Annotated in this window: 11 protein-coding genes; 7 read left to right on the top strand and 4 right to left on the bottom strand. The window is 43.8% G+C overall.

The window, feature by feature from the left end; translation table 11 throughout:
• Positions 1–57 precede the first annotated feature (57 nt).
• The 3 genes from C1X04_RS08560 to C1X04_RS08570 all read left to right on the top strand — a co-directional run bounded on the left by C1X04_RS08560 (position 58) and on the right by C1X04_RS08570 (position 3,438).
• Positions 58–591 (top strand): CvpA family protein, encoded by a 534-nt coding sequence (locus tag C1X04_RS08560; protein WP_110572266.1) that lies wholly within the window; start codon positions 58–60, stop codon positions 589–591.
• 77 nt (positions 592–668) lie between these two features.
• Complete coding sequence (gene purF, locus C1X04_RS08565) at positions 669–2,177, top strand: amidophosphoribosyltransferase (protein WP_110572268.1); 1,509 nt, start codon at positions 669–671, stop codon at positions 2,175–2,177.
• An 88-nt stretch (positions 2,178–2,265) separates the two neighbouring features.
• Positions 2,266–3,438 carry an O-succinylhomoserine sulfhydrylase gene (locus C1X04_RS08570; protein ID WP_110572270.1) on the top strand — a complete coding sequence of 391 codons (1,173 nt, stop codon included), beginning with the start codon at positions 2,266–2,268 and terminating at the stop codon, positions 3,436–3,438.
• 128 nt (positions 3,439–3,566) lie between these two features.
• Here the strand turns inward: C1X04_RS08570 and C1X04_RS08575 are convergent, their stop codons facing one another.
• Together C1X04_RS08575 and C1X04_RS08580 are read right to left on the bottom strand one after the other, a co-directional pair.
• The gene (locus tag C1X04_RS08575; RefSeq protein ID WP_137169676.1) at positions 3,567–6,740 is read right to left on the bottom strand and encodes an efflux RND transporter permease subunit; all 3,174 of its coding nucleotides are present in this window, start codon (positions 6,738–6,740) and stop codon (positions 3,567–3,569) included.
• 11 nt (positions 6,741–6,751) lie between these two features.
• Positions 6,752–7,846, bottom strand: coding sequence for an efflux RND transporter periplasmic adaptor subunit (locus C1X04_RS08580; protein WP_137169677.1), 1,095 nt, complete (start codon positions 7,844–7,846; stop codon positions 6,752–6,754).
• A 252-nt stretch (positions 7,847–8,098) separates the two neighbouring features.
• Between C1X04_RS08580 and C1X04_RS08585 the strand changes: the two genes are divergently transcribed.
• From C1X04_RS08585 to C1X04_RS08600, 4 genes are read left to right on the top strand one after another with little or no spacing between them, the layout of a single operon-like run.
• On the top strand, positions 8,099–10,030 hold the full coding sequence (locus tag C1X04_RS08585) for an ATP-binding cassette domain-containing protein (protein WP_137169678.1): 1,932 nt from the start codon (positions 8,099–8,101) through the stop codon (positions 10,028–10,030).
• A gap of 3 nt (positions 10,031–10,033) precedes the next feature.
• The gene (locus C1X04_RS08590) at positions 10,034–10,642 is read left to right on the top strand and encodes a DUF2760 domain-containing protein (protein ID WP_137169679.1); all 609 of its coding nucleotides are present in this window, start codon (positions 10,034–10,036) and stop codon (positions 10,640–10,642) included.
• 4 nt (positions 10,643–10,646) lie between these two features.
• The gene (locus tag C1X04_RS08595; RefSeq protein WP_137169680.1) at positions 10,647–12,425 is read left to right on the top strand and encodes an Hsp70 family protein; all 1,779 of its coding nucleotides are present in this window, start codon (positions 10,647–10,649) and stop codon (positions 12,423–12,425) included.
• A gap of 3 nt (positions 12,426–12,428) precedes the next feature.
• Complete coding sequence (locus tag C1X04_RS08600) at positions 12,429–15,158, top strand: hsp70 family protein (protein WP_137169681.1); 2,730 nt, start codon at positions 12,429–12,431, stop codon at positions 15,156–15,158.
• 40 nt (positions 15,159–15,198) lie between these two features.
• On the opposite strand, the gene C1X04_RS08605 is transcribed toward C1X04_RS08600, so the two are convergent.
• Positions 15,199–16,386 carry a murein transglycosylase domain-containing protein gene (locus C1X04_RS08605; protein WP_137169682.1) on the bottom strand — a complete coding sequence of 396 codons (1,188 nt, stop codon included), beginning with the start codon at positions 16,384–16,386 and terminating at the stop codon, positions 15,199–15,201.
• Between the two features lie 27 nt (positions 16,387–16,413).
• Positions 16,414–18,600, bottom strand: coding sequence for an OsmC domain/YcaO domain-containing protein (locus C1X04_RS08610; RefSeq protein WP_110572283.1), 2,187 nt, complete (start codon positions 18,598–18,600; stop codon positions 16,414–16,416).
• Positions 18,601–18,780: the final 180 nt, after the last annotated feature.

An 18,780-nucleotide genomic window follows, 5' to 3' on the forward strand; every position in this document is an offset into this window, starting at 1 on the left:
AGTGTTTGGAATCAGTTAGGCGTCTGTTAAACTCCGCAGCGATTTTTAGAGGTTTTCATGGAGCAGGTAAGTTCTTTATCGACTGTTGATTGGTTGATTATTGCAGTAGTGGTTCTTTCTACTCTTTTAAGTTTGAAAAGAGGGTTTGTTAAAGAAGTTTTATCCTTGCTGACTTGGGTTGTTGCCTTTGTTGTGTCGGTGAAATTCTCAGATCAAATGCAATCTCTATTAATTGATCAAGTTCAAAATGATCAGATTCGATATATCGTTTCTTTTGTTTCGCTTTTTATCGCTTCGTTGATTGTAGGGGCGCTAGTCAGCTTTTTGCTCAGCTCCTTAATTCAGGTAACGGGCTTGTCTAGCACTGACAGAGTGCTAGGAATGTTGTTTGGCTTTGCTCGTGGTGGCTTAGTCGTTGTGGCTTTTGTTGCGTTATTGAGCTTAAGTCCTGCAATAGAGAAAACGGAATTTTGGAAAACATCTCAATTGATTCCTCAATTGGGGCAATTGAATAACTGGACACGTGATATGTTAGGCAAGAGCTCGGATCTAATGGATTCGTCTCTCATTGATCGTGCCCTTGGCAATTAGTTGTTATCAGTAGCAGCAAAAAAATAGATAGAAACTTGCGGCGTTTGCCGCAATTCCCCAACACGAGGATATAGAACATGTGTGGTATCGTTGGTGTCGTAGGCACATCCATGGTCAATCAAGCCATTTTTGATGCATTAACCCTTCTTCAACATCGCGGGCAAGATGCAGCAGGCATGGTCACAAGCCATAATGGACGTTTGTGCTTACGCAAAGACAATGGTCCGGTGAGTGAAGTATTTCGCACTCGTCATATGAAAAAACTACACGGTAATATCGGCATTGGTCATGCTCGTTACCCAACAGCGGGTACTTCTAGTTCAGCAGAAGCCCAACCTTTTTATGTTAATTCTCCATATGGTATTTCGCTTGCTCACAACGGCAATTTAACGAATACCGAAAAGCTTAAGCAAGAAGTGTTCGAGTCGGACTTGCGACATGTAAATACCACCTCTGACTCAGAAGTGCTGTTGAATGTTCTTGCCCATGAATTGCACTTGGAAAACAAGCTAATCCCAACACCAGAAGATATTTTTAATGCACTTGAGCGTGTTTACAATCGCATCGAAGGCGGCTACGCAGTTGTTGCCTTGATTACTGGCTACGGCATTTTAGCCTTCCGTGATCCTGATGGTATTCGTCCATTAATTTACGGCTCTCGTAAAACTGAGTCAGGCGTAGAGTACATGGTGGCGTCTGAGAGCGTTGCTTTGGATGCTGCAGGCTTTAAGGTAGAGCGTGATATTCAACCAGGCGAAGCGATTTTCTTTGATGTGAATCACAACGTACATGTGCGCCAATGTACAGAGAAAAGGGTAGCCCGCCCTTGTTTGTTCGAGTATGTGTACTTTGCTCGTCCAGATACTGTTATTGATAGCATTTCTGTCTATAAAGCACGCATGAACATGGGTGATCGTCTGGCCGCGAAAATTGAGCGTGAGTGGAAGGATCATGACATTGACGTGGTGATTCCAATTCCAGATACCAGTCGTACAGCAGCGTTACAAATAGCACAAACACTAAATATCCCATTCCGTGAAGGATTGGTGAAAAATCGCTATATTGGCCGTACTTTTATAATGCCGGGTCAATCGGTACGTAAGAAGTCAGTTCGCCAAAAACTGAACCCAGTACCTTTCGAATTTAAAGACAAAACGGTATTGCTGGTTGATGACTCTATTGTTCGTGGAACAACGAGTAAAGAAATTATCGAGATGGCGCGTGAAGCGGGTGCCAAGAAGGTATATATCGCATCTGCAGCACCAGAAGTTCGTTATCCGAACGTGTATGGTATTGACATGCCTGCGGTGACAGAGCTGATTGCTAATGGTCGTAATGTAGATGAAATTTGCGAATTAATTGGTGCTGATAAACTGATCTTCCAAGATTTGGAAGACTTAATTGAAGCATGCATTGATGACAAACATTCAGATGTTCGTGAATTCGATACTTCTGTGTTTGATGGCAAATACATTGCCGGCAATATTGATGGCGCTTATCTTGCTCGTCTTGAAAGCGTACGAAATGATTCCCAGAAGTCTTCTCTTGAAGTCGCGTCTGGTAGTGACATGATGCACCCTATGTAGCAAAATCATGAGATAGTGACTTACGAAACAAAGCCAGGTCACGCCTGGCTTTGTTGTTTTTAGCTAAGGCAATTTTGGAGAGACACGAATGTCGGAATACAATGATGCGACGAAAGCGATTCATGCAGGCGCTCGTCAAACGCAAGAACAAGAGAATAGCGAAGCCATTTTCATGACCTCAAGCTTTGCTTATTCTAGTGCAGAAGAAGCGGCAGGTAAGTTTTCTGGCGAAGAAGATGGTAACGTTTATTCTCGTTTTACCAATCCAACGGTAGAGCTTTTTGAAAAACGCCTTGCTGCCTTAGAGAAGGGCGAAGCGGCGATTGCAACCAGTTCAGGCATGGCCGCCCTGATGACTCTAGCCTACAGCTTGTTAAGCGCTGGTGATCGAGTTGTTTGTTCACGTAATATTTTTGGCTCTACGGTGAAGTTTTTTAATACCTATACCGTGAAGTTTGGTGTTGAAGTCGTCTACGTGGATGCAACAGATTATAACGCTTGGGAAGAAGCGATTAATGACAAAACTCGCTTATGTTATTTCGAAACGCCTTCAAACCCATTATACGAAGTTGTTGATGTGGCAAAAGTTGCTGAATTGGCTCACGCTAAAGGTGCTTTATTGTGCGTTGATACTGTATTGGCGACACCTGCCTTGCAAAATCCATTAACGCAAGGTGCTGATATCGTCATGCAATCTGCGACCAAGTTTATTGATGGTCAAGGTCGTTGCCTTGGTGGTGCTTTGATCGCAAGTAAAGACATTGTGGATGTTTTCACTGCGTTTATGCGCAGTGCGGGTCCATGCATGAGCCCATTTAATGCGTGGGTGTTGCTCAATGGTCTTGAAACCTTGTCGCTAAGAATGACAGCGCATTCATCAAATGCATTGAAATTGGCGCAGTTCTTAGAAGCTCACCCTAAAGTATTGAAGGTGAATTACGGCGGTTTACCAAGTCATAAATACCATGAGCTTGCTAAGAAGCAGCAAAAAGATTTTGGTGGTTTGCTGTCTTTCGAAGTTGAGGGTGGTCGCAAAGCGGCTTGGGCGTTCATCAATGCTACTAAGTTGATGTCTATTACAGGCAATCTGGGCGACACCAAAACTCTCGTTACGCATCCAGCAACAACCACGCATGGCCGCTTAACCGACGAAGAGAAGGCGAAAGCAGGTATTGCAGAAGGTCTGGTTCGTGTATCTGTTGGCTTAGAGGATATCGACGATATTATTGCTGATGTCGAGAGTGCGTTGGCACAGCTATAAGCCTTGCGGTATTTTTTGGCGCCACATTGAGTAATGTGAGTGCTCAAAAAAGCGGACTTAGATATTCTCTAAGTCCGCTTTTTTTATGGCTACTAACAAAATACGTTGTAACGTCATGGCAATAATTGCTACGACTCGTCAACCTTATCTATTGTTTCCTCATCTGTTTTTTCTACCGTTTGCGCATTAAGTGCTTCAAGCTGTTTACGTTCTTTGCGTCTATAACCCAATACTAATAAACAAGGAGTGAGTATAAGTGTTAACGGCGTGGCGAAGGTTAATCCGCCTGCTATAGCAGTCGATAGTTGTGTCCACCACTGTGCAGAAGGTGCGCCGATACTGAAGGTTTGATGGATTAAATCAATATTTAACTGAAACACCATAGGCACCAAGCCAAGGATTGTGGTGATGGTTGTCAGCATCACAGGCCTTAAGCGTTGAACACCCGTGCGAATTGCGGCTTCACGAACCAGCATGCCTTGCTTACGTAAACCGTTGAATGTATCAATAAGCACAATGTTGTTATTGACGACAATGCCCGCTAAGGCAATCACACCAACACCACTCATGACGATACCAAAGGGCTGGCCTTTTACCATCAAGCCAATCAAAACCCCCATGGTAGAGAAAATTACCGCACTTAGAATCAATAAGCATTGGAAGAAGTTATTGAATTGGGTTACCAGAATAATCGCCATAATAAAGAAGGCAACGCCAAAGGCTTTTAACAAAAAGACCATGGATTTTTGCTGCTCTTCCGTATTACCTCGGAATTCATAACGAACTGACTTGTCTATGTTCGCCGCATCGATTTTTGCTTTAATGGCTTTAATAACTTCATCAATTACCAAGCCATCTTTCACATCCGCATCAATTTTAACGGTTTTCTTGCCATCTGTTCGATTTATCACGCCTTGCTTGGGTGCCGCATAGCGAGTAATAAAGTTACTGGCTGGAATGCTGCCTTGATTCGTTGGTATCTGTAGCTGATCTAGCTGATCAAGGTTTCGTTGGTTCACTGGATAGCGCAGCACAATATCGATTTTGTCATCAGCACCATCGGGTAGAAAGTCGCTTAATGTAATGCCTGTTGTGACTAACTTAATGACATTGCCTAGGCTGGTTACATCAACGCCGTAGCGGCTTGCTTCAGCGCGGTTAATGTCAATACGCCATTCAATACCGGGTAATGATCGGTCGTCACTCACGGTTAGAATCTCATCTCGTAGTAACAGCTGTTTGCTGATTTCATCGGCTGCAATATTGAGCGCTTCCGTATAATTTGAACTTAGCTGCAATTGGATATCGGCGCCAGATTGAGGTCCACCTTGTTCTTTTTTGGCGCTGACTTCTATGCCAGGGATTTGTTTGGTTTTTTCCCTGATTCTATCGAGGATGACATTTGCTGAATCTCGCTTGTACCACTCGATAAACTCCATCGTAATAGTGCCAATACTGTCTGGCGCCACATTGTTTCCTGGTGTTGCATAAGAAGTAGCCACCACACTTTTCAATTCACGAGTGCCAATAATCCTTTGTTCGACTAATTGAACAAGCTTGTCCTTTTCTTCAAGAGAGAGGTCTCCACGAGCGCGAATATCCAAGTTGGCCGTTTCTGGTTCAATATCTGGAAAGAACTCGATGCCTTTACCAAATTTTCCATAGCTAATGAAAATGCTGATCAGCAAAGCGATGGTAAACATTAATACCCAAATAGGCTTTTCGACTAAACGAGTCAGTACTCGACCGTATAGTCCAGTTGCGCCTGTCAGCTCTCTAAGATCGCCTGTTTCAGTAATGCGTAGGGCATGCATTGTTTTATCGCTGTAAGCGCCTTTTTTGCCAATAATTGAGCCAATAGTTGGAATCACAATAAGCGCCATGACAAGAGAGGAGGCCAGCGTTGCTATGATGGTAATTGGCATAAAGCGCATAAACTCACCAGCGATATCTGGCCAAAACAATAGCGGCATGAAAACCGCTAACGTGGTAGCGGTGGATGCAGTAATTGGCCATGCCATGCGTTTAGCGGCTTCACTGTAGGCTTGTCGTTTAGATGCGCCTTCGGAAAGTTTCCGGTCTGCATACTCGGTTACCACAATAGCACCGTCTACCAGCATGCCGACACTGAGTATTAACGCAAACAACACCACCATATTAATGGTGAAACCTTGTAAATTTAAGATCAAAATTCCGGCTAGGAATGCCCCGGGAATGGCTAGACCAACTAAAATGGAGCTGCGTATACCAAGAGCCCAAACAATAACAATCATCACCAGCAAGGTGGCTGCTAGGACATTGTTAAAGAGATCATTAAGCGAGGTTTCGATTTCAGTTGATTTGTCACCTGTGAGATTATAATTCACACCACTTGGCCATTGCTGACTTTCTGTTTCAACAACGTTTTTGACTGCTTCTATGGTATTTATAATATTGGCGCCAACGCGTTTAGAGACAGCTAAAGTGATGCTACGCTTGCCTTCAACCCGCGCATAACTGGTGGGATCTTCGAACGTCAGTTCTCCTGTCGCAATGTCGCCTAACAAAACGACTTGATCGCCATCGGCTTTAATTGGCAAATTAAGTATGTCTTCCTTGGTTTTTAACAGCCCAGGGACTTTTAGAGAGAAGCGACCTGCGCCGGTGTCTAAATTACCCGCGGCCACCAAACGGTTATTGTTAGAAACAAAGTTTGCAACATCACTCAGGGATAGGTTGTACGATTCAAGCTGTTCAGGGCGAATGATAATTTGTGCTTGTTGATCTCTATCTCCACTAATGTTTGCTTCTAATACACCATCAACCGCTTCAATTGCGTCTTGTAAGTTTTTGGCTGTGCGGCTAAGAGTAGCGAAATCCACATTCCCGGATAAATTGACCCGTAAAACAGGGAAGGTGGAAAGGTTAATTTCGGTGACGGTTGGTTCATCGGCATCACTGGGTAGTTCGCTCTTTGCTCGGTCAACTTTATCCTTGGTATCGCTGATGGCTTGATCAATGTCTACGCCAGATAGGAATTCCACAATGATAGAAGCATGACCTTCTGAAGCCGTAGATTTCAGTTCTTTCAGGCCGTCTAAACCTTTTAATTCTTTTTCTAAAGGGTGAACCAATAAGCTATCGGCGTCTTCTGGCGATATGCCCTCTAATGATACCGATACATAGGCCATTGGAATGGTGATGTCGGGATCGCTTTCTTTGGCAATTTCGATATAAGACACTGTGCCCATTATTAATATGAGCAAAAAAAACATCATCACGGTTCGGGAGCGTGCTAAAGCAGCCTCGATTATTGCTTGCATAATAGACCTCCCTAGTTTTGGTAGTGTGCGTCAACAAGATCACCAGCTGAGACAAAGCCTTGTCCAACAGTGATGATATTGACATTATCAGGTAGGCCTACAACCCAAACATGATCACGCTCCGATTTCACAATATCGACAGGCGTGATGGTAACGGTGTTATCAATGCTAATGGTTTTGATGGCAGTACGCCCGGTGTCGTCGAGCGTTAATAGAGCAGGAGACAATGCATGTGCTTTTTGCTCATCAATGATGAAATCAACCGATGCTGTGAGTCCTGCTGGGATGGTATTGTTTGGATTGTCTACGAGCAGCTCAACACTAATGGTTCGACTGGTTTCGTTGGCCGTTGCACTAATGTATGTGACGAAACCGTCCGCCTCATAACCAGATTCGAAGCGAATGTTCCCAGGCGTTCCGATTTTAACTAGATGGACTTTATTTTGTGGGATATCCACTTTCACTTTGATTGGATTAATAGAGACAAGTGAGCCAATAGTGACGCCAGTAGCCAGAATTTGCCCGACCTGCACATCAAGCGTGTTGAGAATACCTGAAAAGGGCGCAACAAGGTTGGCATTTTCTAAGTCAATTAATAACGAAGTTTTGGTGGCTTTTGCAGACGCTAAATCCGTTTCTGCTTGGGCAAGATTAACCTTAGATGATAGGTTAGTGGCATTGAGTTTTTTAACACCATCCAGCTCAAATTGGCGCTGTTTAACGAGTAAGTCAGCTTGCTCAATTTGCATTTTTAATGTTCGTGTATCGATCTGCATGATCGATTGACCTTTTTCAACAAGCTGACCTTTTTCTATTGGAAGCTTAATGATTTTGCCTTGGTAGCTATTAACGAGATTTAACGTTTCTCCCGCCATCGTTTTACCACTTAATGGCAGGTGTATCTCAATGTGTTTTGGCGATAAGGTTTTGGCTTGTACTGGATAGGCTTGCTTAATTTCAGCAGCTTGAGAAGAAACTGTGCTTTCACTAGGTTGAGCGTCAGGGTTGCTTACGGTAATGCCATTGCCACCTACGAGCATCCAACCCACTGTCGCTGTCGCCACGACCACTGCTGTTATTGGTCCTAACTTGTTTTTTAACGCCATCCAATACTCCGTTATTTGAAAATCATTATTAAGCGACTTTAGTATAGGCTCAAATAAGAATGAATAAAGGGGTTTTATGAAATCTCTTTGCTAATAGTTTTACAGATAGCGGCTGTTTGGAGAAAAGCAAAAAATGCTTTTTTAAAATAAGAATCCTTTTCTTTTTATCAATTGATAACGTCTATTTGCTGAACCTTCGCTTAGAAGGATGATACTATACCGCCACAAAATTTTTACTTTATATGGATAGATATGAGTCTATTGTCGTTAGAACAGATTAGTGTCGCTTTCGGTCATAATCCACTGTTGTCAAAGATTAGTTTTTCAGCAGAGGCTGGAGAGCGTGTTGCAATTATTGGTCGTAATGGTGCAGGTAAATCCACGTTATTAAAAGTCATCTCTGGTGAGCAAGTACCTGATGAAGGTGTGGTACGCATCGAAGGCGGAATGAAGGTTGCTCAGCTTCCTCAAGAATTGCCTGATGCAAATGAAAAAACGGTACGTGAAGTTGTGAGTGAAGGGGCTGGTGAAGCACATTCCTTAATGACTCGTTACTTTAAGTTATTAGAAGATTTTGAAAATGATCACTCAAATGAGCTAAGTGATATCCAAACTGAATTGGATCGAATTCAGGGCTGGGACCTAGAGCAACGAGTGAATCATATGGTTCAACGTTTGGCTTTGCCTGCTGACAAGCTGATGTCGGAACTGTCTGGTGGTTGGCGTCGTCGCGTTATTTTAGCGCAGGCACTTATTTCTAATCCAGATGTCTTGCTGCTCGACGAACCGACTAACCATTTGGATGTGCCGACAATCGAATGGATGGAGCAGCAGCTTCAGCAATTTCGTGGTTTGATTTTGTTTATTACCCATGATCGTCGCTTCCTAGAAAAATTAGCCAATCGTATTATTGAGCTAGACCGCGGCAATCTTATTTCCTTTAGCGGTAACATCACCGCGTTCTTAGCTTTTAAAGAAAAAATGCTGGAAGAAGAAGAGCGTGCAAACGCCTTGTTTGATAAGCGTCTTGCTGAAGAAGAGGTGTGGATTCGTCAGGGCATTAAAGCACGTCGTACCCGTAACGAAGGTCGAGTTCGTGCCTTGAAGGCACTTCGTGAAGAGCGCTCTGAACGTATTAATCGCCAAGGCAATGCAAAAATGGCGATTGAAACGAAAGAGAAGTCTGGCAAGTTGGTGGCGGAGTTTACGCAAGTTGGCCACTCTTTCGAAGACAAAGTTATTTTGCAGCCGATGGATTTTATTGTGAATCGCGGTGACCGTATTGGTTTGATTGGCCCCAATGGTTGCGGTAAAAGTACGTTTTTAAAGATTCTTATGGGTAATCTGGAGCCACAGACAGGTACTGTTCGCCAAGGCACCAAACTTAACGTGGCGTATTTCGACCAGTTGCGTGAACAACTTGACCCTGAAAAAACCGTCGCCGAGAACGTTGGTGAAGGTAAAGACGTTATCGAAATCAACGGTCAGAACAAACATGTGATTGGCTACCTTGGCGATTTTCTTTTCCCGCCAGAACGTGCACGAACACCAATCAAAGCGTTATCAGGTGGTGAGCGAAACCGAGTGTTGCTAGCGAAGCTATTCACGAAACCTGCTAACTTGCTCATTATGGATGAGCCGACCAACGACTTGGATGTAGAGACGCTGGAGTTATTAGAAGAACTTTTAATGAATTACGATGGCACTTTGTTATTGGTAAGTCACGACCGTTCTTTCCTAGACAACGTGGTCACCAGCGTTATTGCTTTTGAAGGCGAAGGTCGAGTAAAAGAATATGTTGGTGGCTATCAAGATTGGATTCGCCAAGGTGGTAAGTTCCCAACTGAATCCACTTCACAAACGGATGATGTGCCATCTAAAAAGGAAAAAGCTAAGGTAGAAGCAAGTAATGCTGAACAGGCCAATCAGAAAACGCCTGAACCAGCCAAGTCTAAAGCGAAGCTTAGCTACAAAATTCAGCGTGAATTTGATGAGATGCCTGCCACCATCGCTAAGTTAGAAGAAGAAATTGCCGCTTTGCATGTCACCACAAGTGCACCGGAGTTCTATACCGGAGATGCAGAGAATGTTCAAAAAACCTTAGCAAAGTTAGCGCATAAAGAAGAAGAGCTTGAAACAACCATGGAGCGTTGGTTAGAGCTTGAAGAAATGCAAAACGGATAAATTATGACGAATAAAATTAAACCAATTTCATTTGTACCGCGCTTTTTTGGCGCTTTTGGTCAGTTTATAAAATACATGGCGAGCGGCAATTATGCCGCTCGTTGTCAGGCGATAAGTGAAGGTAAGCAATTTGCCTTTGAAGTTGAGCCGACAGTTATTACTAAAGAAGTCGAAGTGATTCGTGAGGTTGAAGTCGCGGCTCCTATTTTGGATACGGTAAATGCAGACGGTGCACATCAGTTATTACAACTGTTACAACAAGAAGCGCGTTTTATCGATTTTATCCAAGAAAGCATTGATGATTATAGCGATGCTGATGTTGGTGCCGCTTCACGTCAAATTCATGCAGGCTGTTCGAAAGTATTGAAACAACACTTTACCATTGATGCGGTCTCTACATCTGTTGTCAACACTGCGGTAGAGAATAGCCGTGTTGAAGTGCCGTCTGGATATGATGCCAAGCAGATTAAGCTTGAAGGTAAAGTCGAAGGCGATGGCCCTTATGCTGGAACACTGATTCACCCAGGTTGGAAAGTCACTGAAACACGCTTACCAAAAGTGACGAATACAGAAAGTCTAACCATTCTAGCGCCAGCTGAAGTCGAGGTATAATTCAGTGAGTCAATATTTCATTGGTATCGACTTGGGTACCACGCATTCTGCTGTCTATTATTCTCCATCGACACAAACATCAACAGAAGCTGAGCAAGTAGGGCGTATTCAACAATTAGCCATTCCGCAGTTTATTGCAGCAGGCCAAGTTGATGCTCGTCCTTTATTGCCTTCCTTTGTGTACTTTCCTCATCAAAGTGAGTTTTTGGAAAGCGATTTGCAGCTGCCTTGGGGTAAGGCTGCTTCTATTGTGGGCCAGATGGCGCGAGAACTTGGTGCTAAATCTTCTGGTCGACTAGTGCAAAGTGCTAAGAGCTGGCTGTGCCATTCGAGAGTTAGTGCAGACGAAGCGGTTTTACCTGTCGATGCGCTAGAAGAAGTGCAAAAAGTGTCTCCAGCACAGGTCACAGAAACCCTTTTAGCGCATTTGGTTAGCGCATGGGGAAATCAATTTCCTGATGCTCCTATTACTGATCAAACCGTTGTCATCACGGTTCCAGCGTCCTTTGATCCTGCCGCTCGTGCCATTACTGAGCAAGCAGCGGAAAAAGTTGGCTTACGTGCTCGTTTGATCGAAGAGCCATTGGCCGCGTTTTATGCTTGGTTAAGTGATCAACAAAATTGGACTGACAACCTAGAAGTTAACGAGCATATTTTGGTTGTTGATGTTGGTGGTGGCACGACGGATTTGTCTTTGATCCAAGCAGTCGAGCAAGAAGGCGCTTTAAGTTTAGAGCGGGTGGCTGTTGGTCGTCATATTTTGCTTGGTGGCGACAATATGGACCTCACGTTAACTTACCATCTGGCGGCTCAGCTCGCGCAAAATGGCACCAATCTTGAGGCTTGGCAAATTAGCGGTCTAACACAGGCGTGTCGAGAGGCCAAAGAACGCTTGTTAACTAATGCAGACTTAGAAGAAGTCAGCGTCGTGGTGCCTAGTCGTGGCCGTAGTTTATTCAATAACAGCATTAAAGCGACCTTGACGCGAAATGATGTTCAACAGCTATTAATTGATGGTTTTTTTCCGCAAGTGCAGCTGGGTGAGCAAGCTCAAAAAGCAGCGCGCAGTGGTTTCAGTGCGATTAATTTGGATTACGAGGTTGACCCTGCGATCACTCGCCATATCAGTGAGTTTTTGTCTCAGCATGATGTGAAACCAAGTAAGGTTCTGCTAAACGGCGGTGTATTCAATGCCAGTTTGATTCGCAATACCTTAGAAACACGTTTGGCTTCGATGTTGTCTGAATCATCCGGTGGCAGTGAATTAACCATGCTGACACCTTCACATTTGGATCATGCGGTTGCCAAAGGCGCAACGTACTATGCTCAAGTGCAAGCAGAAGGTGGTGTAAAAGTAAAAAGTGGTTTAGCGGCCAATTATTACATTGGTGTTGCAAGTCCAATGCCTGCTATTCCTGGAATGGCACCACCTGTCGATGCGATCTGCGTGGCACCATTTGGTCTGGAGGAAGGTTCAGATGAGCAAATGCTGCCGAATGAATTTTCGCTTGTTGTTGGCGAAAGTGTGACATTTCGTTTTTTCCAGTCAAAAACGAGTGAAGTGGATTCGGTTGGTAAAGTCATTGCGTCGTTTTCAATTGCACAGCTAAATGAACTAAACCCTTTATCGGTTCGATTAGATGCAGGTCATTATCAAGCTGGTGACATGGTTCGTGTGTATTTGACGGCCCGTGTAACTGAATTGGGGCAGTTGCTGTTACAAGCCCATGACACCCAATCAGACCTGAGTTGGACTATTGAGTTTCAAGTTAGGGAGTCTTAAAAGATGGCGAAAGCGGCTTTTCCTGCTACTTATCGAGTCGGTATTGATTTAGGGACAACCAATTGTGTTGTCTCTTACACGCCGATTAATAGCGATGTTTCTGTCTGTGCAGAAAGCGAACCCGAACTCTTGTCGATTCCTCAAGTGATGGCGGATGGTTCTGTACAAGAGTTCGTATATTTGCCAAGTGCTATTTATGTCTTAGCGTCTGATGAAGTGGGTAAAATCGATCCTGTTTTGCCTTGGCGTCATTGTGATAAAGAGCGAGTTGTTGGTGTTGGAGCTTTGGCTCTTGGCCAGCGACGAGCAGGGCAATTGATACAAAGTGCGAAAAGCTGGCTAAGCCATCGTCAGGTTGATAGGCGATCAGCCATTTTGCCTTGGGCAAGTGAGTTCTCGAAAAAGCTCAGTCCATTAGATGCGAGTAAAATACTCTTGTCGCACATTAAGCAAAGCTGGGATTACCGCTTTGCTGATGCACCATTAGAATATCAATCCATTGCCTTGACCTTACCTGCTTCCTTTGATGAAGAAGCGAGAGCTTTAACGTTGGAAGCAGCCAAGCTAGCAGGTTTAAAGGATTTGTACCTTCTTGAAGAGCCACAAGCGGCTTGCTATCACTATATAAGCGATGATGAAAAACTCGCAGCGATCGCGGATAAGAAAATGCTTTTAGTGGTGGATATTGGCGGGGGGACCAGCGATTTTAGTTTGGTTGCAATTAAACCTGTGTCGTCAAAGGGTAAGAATGTTTCTCTTAAGCGTATTGCGGTAGGCGAGCATTTATTACTTGGTGGCGATAACCTTGATCAAGCCTTGGCATTTCAGCTAGACCCCAAACAGATTTCAGCATTATCTGCCTCGCGCTTAGCCGCGTTGGTTCAGCAAACTCGTCAGGCTAAAGAAGCGCTATTAGGTGAAAATGCACCAGAGTCATTAACCATTACCGTACTGGGCGGCGGCAGTCGTCTAATTGGTGGTTCGCAAAAGTTTGATGTTTTCAGAAATACCTTGTTAGAGCAAATAAGCAGTGGTTTTTTTCCTTTAGTGGATGCGGCTGACAAGGTGCAAAAAAGCGATTACGCCATGCATACCTTGGGTTTGCCTTATGAATCGGACCCTGCTTTCACTCGTCATTTAGCGGCATTTTTGCAACAGCATAGGTCGGCTATTGAAGCTGCGACAGGTTCGGGTATGCCTGATGCGGTGTTGTTTAATGGTGGTTTATTTAATAGCCCAGTATTAAAAGCACGTTTGTTAGAGCAACTTAACGATTGGCGTGCTGAGCCTATTCTTGCTTGCGCAGCGGATGAACCTAACGATGCTGTTGCCAAAGGCGCAGTGAAGTATTTAACTGCTTTGGCGGGAGAAAGTGCACGCATTGAAAGTGGTGTGGCACACAGTTTGTATTTGCAAGTAGGTGATGATCAATTTGTTGGTATCTTGCCGAAAGGCACCTTAAAAGGCGATGCCATCGTTTTAGAGCAAGAGTTTTTTGTCACCCTGGGGCAGCAAGTTCAGTTTCCTCTGTATCGCTCTGATGACCATATTGATGGTGTGGTTGGTGCAGTGCGTAACCAAGAGGACTTACATTATATTTCTACCTTGATGACCGAGTTGGATGGCTCTATCGACTCTGAAGAAGTGCCTGTAAAGCTGTCGGTACAAATGACCGAAGTGGGTGTCTTACAAGTTGAGCTAAAAGCTAACAATAAACAAGATCAATGGCGTTTGGATTTTTCAACACATGCCAGTTCTTCTCAAGAGTCTGCACAAGCAGATGAAAGCGGTTTGCTTCATGCCAATATGGGGCAAGCAGAAGAGCACTTGGCTAAATGCTTTTCTAGTGTAGGACAAAAACAACATCCTGATCTGGTGAAATCACTTAAGCAGGATTTGGATCAGTTGCTTGGCAATCGAGATGACTGGAATCTTGCAACGTCTCGACGTTTGGTTGATAAGCTTTTAAGTTTGAAGTCAGGTCGAATCAAAAGTGCTCAACATGAGCGACAATGGTTACAGCTCATGGGGTATTGTTTGCGTCCAGGCTTTGGTGCCGCCGATGATTTAGCTCGTGTTCAGCAAGTGGTGAACATTACTAAAGCGGGTGCTCAGTATGATACTGCGCCAGTTTGGGGGCAATATTGGACCTTATATCGCCGTATTGCTGGTGGTTTATCCGTTGAGCAGCAAACGCATTTGTTTAAGCAGTTTAGCCAATATTATTCACCATCAGGGCAGCGATCTCGTGACAAAATGAAGGCGCTGACCACTAAGTCGAGTGATGATCTGATTCGTCTAGTTGGCGCGCTAGAACGCCTGTCGAATGAAGACAAAACCGTAACCATAGATTGGCTGCTAAAGCGTTTGCAAAAGACCTCGGAGCCAGACACCGCTTGGTGGACGATAGGGCGCATAGCCTCCCGTCATCTTTTATCTGGTAAGCAAGAGGAGAGAATTGCAGAAGAAAAACTTTTACCGATTTTAGAAACTGTCCTCAAGGAAGATTGGAAGAAGCGTAAGCAAGCTGGATTGGCAGCGGTGTTAATGAGCCAGGTGAGCGTTGGGGAATCTGATAAGCTGAGCGCGTTGCGAAAGAAAGTCGCGAATAAACTCAAAAAAGACAAATGCCCCGCGCAATGGTTGGAGCGTTTAGAAAGTCAAATCGAGATTAACAGCGACGAATTGAATGCCTTGGTCGGTGAGAGCTTGCCAATTGGTTTACGCCTATAACGTGCCAATTTTTCGACTTTGTCACCAAAGTGTTTAAAGACTATTCGTATTTCTTTTTCGCTTTGGTGACTTTCTCTAGGTACATTTTGGATTCTGATCTAGGGTGGTCGTACCTAAGCTTCTTATAGACGTTACTAGTGGATGTTTGATTAATTTTGTTCATCGCTCTCGTTCGGTCATTCGGATCAAAGGTTTTTAACACATTGCCTGTGCCACCATTATAGGCCGATATCATAGAGTATTCTTGACTTATCTTGTTGCTGACTTTAACAAGATAGCGCGTTTGCAAAATATGTAAGTAAGCGCTGCCAATATCAATGTTGTTTTCTGGTACAAACAACACCTCTTTAGTCGGCTCCCCTGATTTTTTCTTCACTAAGTTATAAACATCTCGTCCAGCTGTCGCCGGAACAACTTGCATCAAACCGTAGGCGTTCGCTGGGCTAACTGCATAGGGGTTAAACGAGCTTTCCGTTTCTATGATTCCGTAGATAAGCGCCGGAGATAGGTTGTAGCGTTTCGCAGCAGCGATGACATATTGGCTGTATTTTTCTTGTCTTAGGTGCTCATGTTGTGGGGCGAGATTGAACTCTACTGCATAAACGGATTTGCCATTTGAGCTGGATCGTTTCAATTGTTTAGACACTAAATAATCGGCATAGCGTTCTGCTCGCCAGCGATATTGAACAACCTTGCCATCGTGATCTATGACCTGAGGGTACAAGAAGGGGACGCCTTCCGTATCCGGTGCATCGCTCGAAAAAATATCCGTTTTAGACGGGTCAGAGGTGGTGAGTAACGTGGTTGATACCGCTTGCTTTAGGGCTTCAAGCGGTCGATCCGTGGTTAATGTTTCGACCCGAACTGTGCCTTTTTCAAAATCGACTATTGTTCTCGCTTGATAATCATTGGTGTATTTTACGTACTTTTTCTTTTCGGGTAGCTCGCTATTATCCTTGCCCCATCGCTTATTCACTTTTTGATCAAGTTCGGCGTATAAGGCTCTTATTGCTTCAATATCAGCCCGAATAACTTTGCTAGTGGCTTTTACCTGCTTGGCAATGGCTTTTACATCTTTTATGTCGTCTGCTTCTTTAATTTGATTGGAAAGTGTATTAACAGAATCCACAGAATTGAAGGACAGTGACATAGATTCACAGCCATTTAATGTTAATAATAAAGGGCCAATCAATACAAAGCGGGACTGGCGGACGATACTCTTTAGCATTAAATGGCCTCTCATGGTGTACGTATTTTATTTCAATGAATGTGCTTTACGCGCTTGATGAAGTTTCTTATAACTTTCAATTAAGCGCAAATGTGGTTCAATACCTTCAAGTTGCATGCTGGTTTTGGTTAAACCGTAAAAACGCACATCGCCTTTAACGGAGCCAATAACGTTATCGATGACTTCTTTACCAAACATTCGGCTGAAGCTATGAACAAAATGATCCAGTTCTAATTCATCGTCTAGAGTGACTTCTAGTACACAATTCATGGCTTGATAAAATAAGCCGCGCTCCGCTGTGTTGTCGTTGAATTGTAAAAATTCACCCACCAGTTCTAGTGCATCTTCATGGGCACCAAGAGCCAAGTAAATTAGAATCTTAAGCTCCATAATGGTTAACTGTCCCCAGACGGTATTTTCATCAAATACAATGCCAATCAAGGTTGGGATGTCGGTATAGTTATCCAGTTGACTTTCTTCTAGACGATTAACTAAGTCTTCTAATTGATCATCACTTAAGGCATGTAGGTTTAGAATATCTTCACGATAATCCAGCGCTTTGTTGGTATTATCCCAAACTAAGTCTTCCACTGGATAGACTTCGGAATAATCTGGAACCAAAATACGACAAGCTGCAGCGCCTAAGTCCGTTAACTCGGCCACATACACTTCTTTATCAAGGTCCTCTAAGATACCAAATAACGCATTAGCTTCTTCTTCGCTGGTCCCAGAAAAGTCCCATTCGACGAAATCATAGTCAGCTTGGTCACTGAAGAAGCGCCAAGAAATAACGCCTGTTGAGTCAATAAAGTGTTCAACGAAGTTTTCTGGTTCTGTAACAGCCATACTGTTAAAGGTAGGCTTTGGCACATCGTTTAAGCCTTCGAAACTACGTCCTTGCATTAACTCAGTTAAACTACGTTCTAAAGCAACTTCGAAACTTGGGTGAGCACCAAAAGAAGCAAACACACCGCCAGTTCTTGGGTTCATTAATGTGACGTTCATGACTGGGAACTGGCCACCAAGCGACGCGTCTTTCACTAGGATTGGAAAGCCTTGTTCTTCTAGCCCTTTGATGCCAGCAAGGATGCTTGGGTATTGTTCCAACACTGCCATTGGTACATCCGGCAAGACAATCTCGTCTTCAATAATCTGGCGTTTTACCGCACGTTCGATGATTTCAGATAAGCATTGTACTTGCGCTTCTTGTTGGTTATTACCCGCGCTCATGCCGTTGCTTAAGAATAAGTTTTCGATGAGGTTTGATGGGAAATAAACCGTTTCCCCATCGGATTTGCGTGTGTAAGGAATGGTGCAAATACCACGGGCTTTATTGCCTGAGTTTGTATCGATCAAGTGTGAGCCGCGCAGCTCATCGTCTGGATTGTAAATCTCCAAGCAGTAATCATCTAAGATGCCTTCCGGTAAGGAATCGTCTTCTGTTAATGCAAACCATTTTTCATTCGGGTAATGAACAAAATCACTGTTAGCGATTTCGGTACCAAAAAACTGATCATTATAGAAAAAGTTGTTGTTTAAACGTTCGATGAATTCCCCAAGAGCAGAACACAGAGCGCTTTCTTTAGAGGCGCCTTTGCCGTTGGTAAAGCACATTGGAGAGGCTGCATCACGAATGTGCAACGACCAAACGTTTGGCACTATGTTACGCCAAGATGATATTTCAATTTTCATCCCAAGATCGGCTAACATAGCCGTCATGTTACTGATGGTTTCTTCCAGTGGTAAGTCTTTCCCAGGAATGAAAGTGTTGGATGAGCCGTCTGGTTGGCCCATTAACATAGCATTGGCGTCAGCGTCTAAGTTTTCAACGGTCTCAATTTTGAATTCAGGACCAGTTTGTACGACTTTTTTTACTGTGCAGCGATCAATAGAGCGCAAAATGCCTTGGCGGTCTTTATCTGAAATATCGTCAGGCAGCTCGACATGAATTTGAAAAATCTGATTATAACGGTCTTCTGGGTCGACGATATTATTTTGAGACAAGCGAATATTGTCTGTCGAGATATCGCGAGACTTACAATATACCTTGACGAAATAGGCGGCACATAACGCAGAGGAAGCTAGGAAATAATCAAATGGACTGGGTGCTGAGCCATCGCCTTTGTAGCGTATTGGCTGATCTGCAGTGACGGTAAAATCATCAAACTTGGCTTCTAGTCTGAGATTGTCGAGAAAATTAACTTTGATTTCCATTGAAACGTATTTCCACTAAATAGGGCGTATGTGCAGGACAGTTATCGAGCTAAGAGGTCGATAAAAAATGATAGAGAGATTATCTTCGATAAGAGGGGGGTGAGTAAAATCAAATTGGCCATTTTAAAACAAATTGCCTTCTTTTCAGTTTTAGTTTGCCCAATTGCATTATAAAACTTC

It is taken from the genome of Marinomonas sp. FW-1 (assembly GCF_005222245.1).
In the GTDB taxonomy this organism is placed as follows: Bacteria; Pseudomonadota; Gammaproteobacteria; order Pseudomonadales; family Marinomonadaceae; genus Marinomonas; species Marinomonas alcarazii.

Bases quoted from the DNA above. Each gene is read 5' to 3' on its own strand.
- C1X04_RS08560 (WP_110572266.1), top strand. From the start codon at position 58: ATGGAGCAGGTAAGTTCTTTATCGACTGTTGATTGGTTGATTATTGCA.
- purF (WP_110572268.1), top strand. From the start codon at position 669: ATGTGTGGTATCGTTGGTGTCGTAGGCACATCCATGGTCAATCAAGCC.
- C1X04_RS08570 (WP_110572270.1), top strand. From the start codon at position 2,266: ATGTCGGAATACAATGATGCGACGAAAGCGATTCATGCAGGCGCTCGT.
- C1X04_RS08575 (WP_137169676.1), bottom strand. From the start codon at position 6,740: ATGCAAGCAATAATCGAGGCTGCTTTAGCACGCTCCCGAACCGTGATG.
- C1X04_RS08580 (WP_137169677.1), bottom strand. From the start codon at position 7,846: ATGGCGTTAAAAAACAAGTTAGGACCAATAACAGCAGTGGTCGTGGCG.
- C1X04_RS08585 (WP_137169678.1), top strand. From the start codon at position 8,099: ATGAGTCTATTGTCGTTAGAACAGATTAGTGTCGCTTTCGGTCATAAT.
- C1X04_RS08590 (WP_137169679.1), top strand. From the start codon at position 10,034: ATGACGAATAAAATTAAACCAATTTCATTTGTACCGCGCTTTTTTGGC.
- C1X04_RS08600 (WP_137169681.1), top strand. From the start codon at position 12,429: ATGGCGAAAGCGGCTTTTCCTGCTACTTATCGAGTCGGTATTGATTTA.
- C1X04_RS08605 (WP_137169682.1), bottom strand. From the start codon at position 16,386: ATGCTAAAGAGTATCGTCCGCCAGTCCCGCTTTGTATTGATTGGCCCT.
- C1X04_RS08610 (WP_110572283.1), bottom strand. From the start codon at position 18,600: ATGGAAATCAAAGTTAATTTTCTCGACAATCTCAGACTAGAAGCCAAG.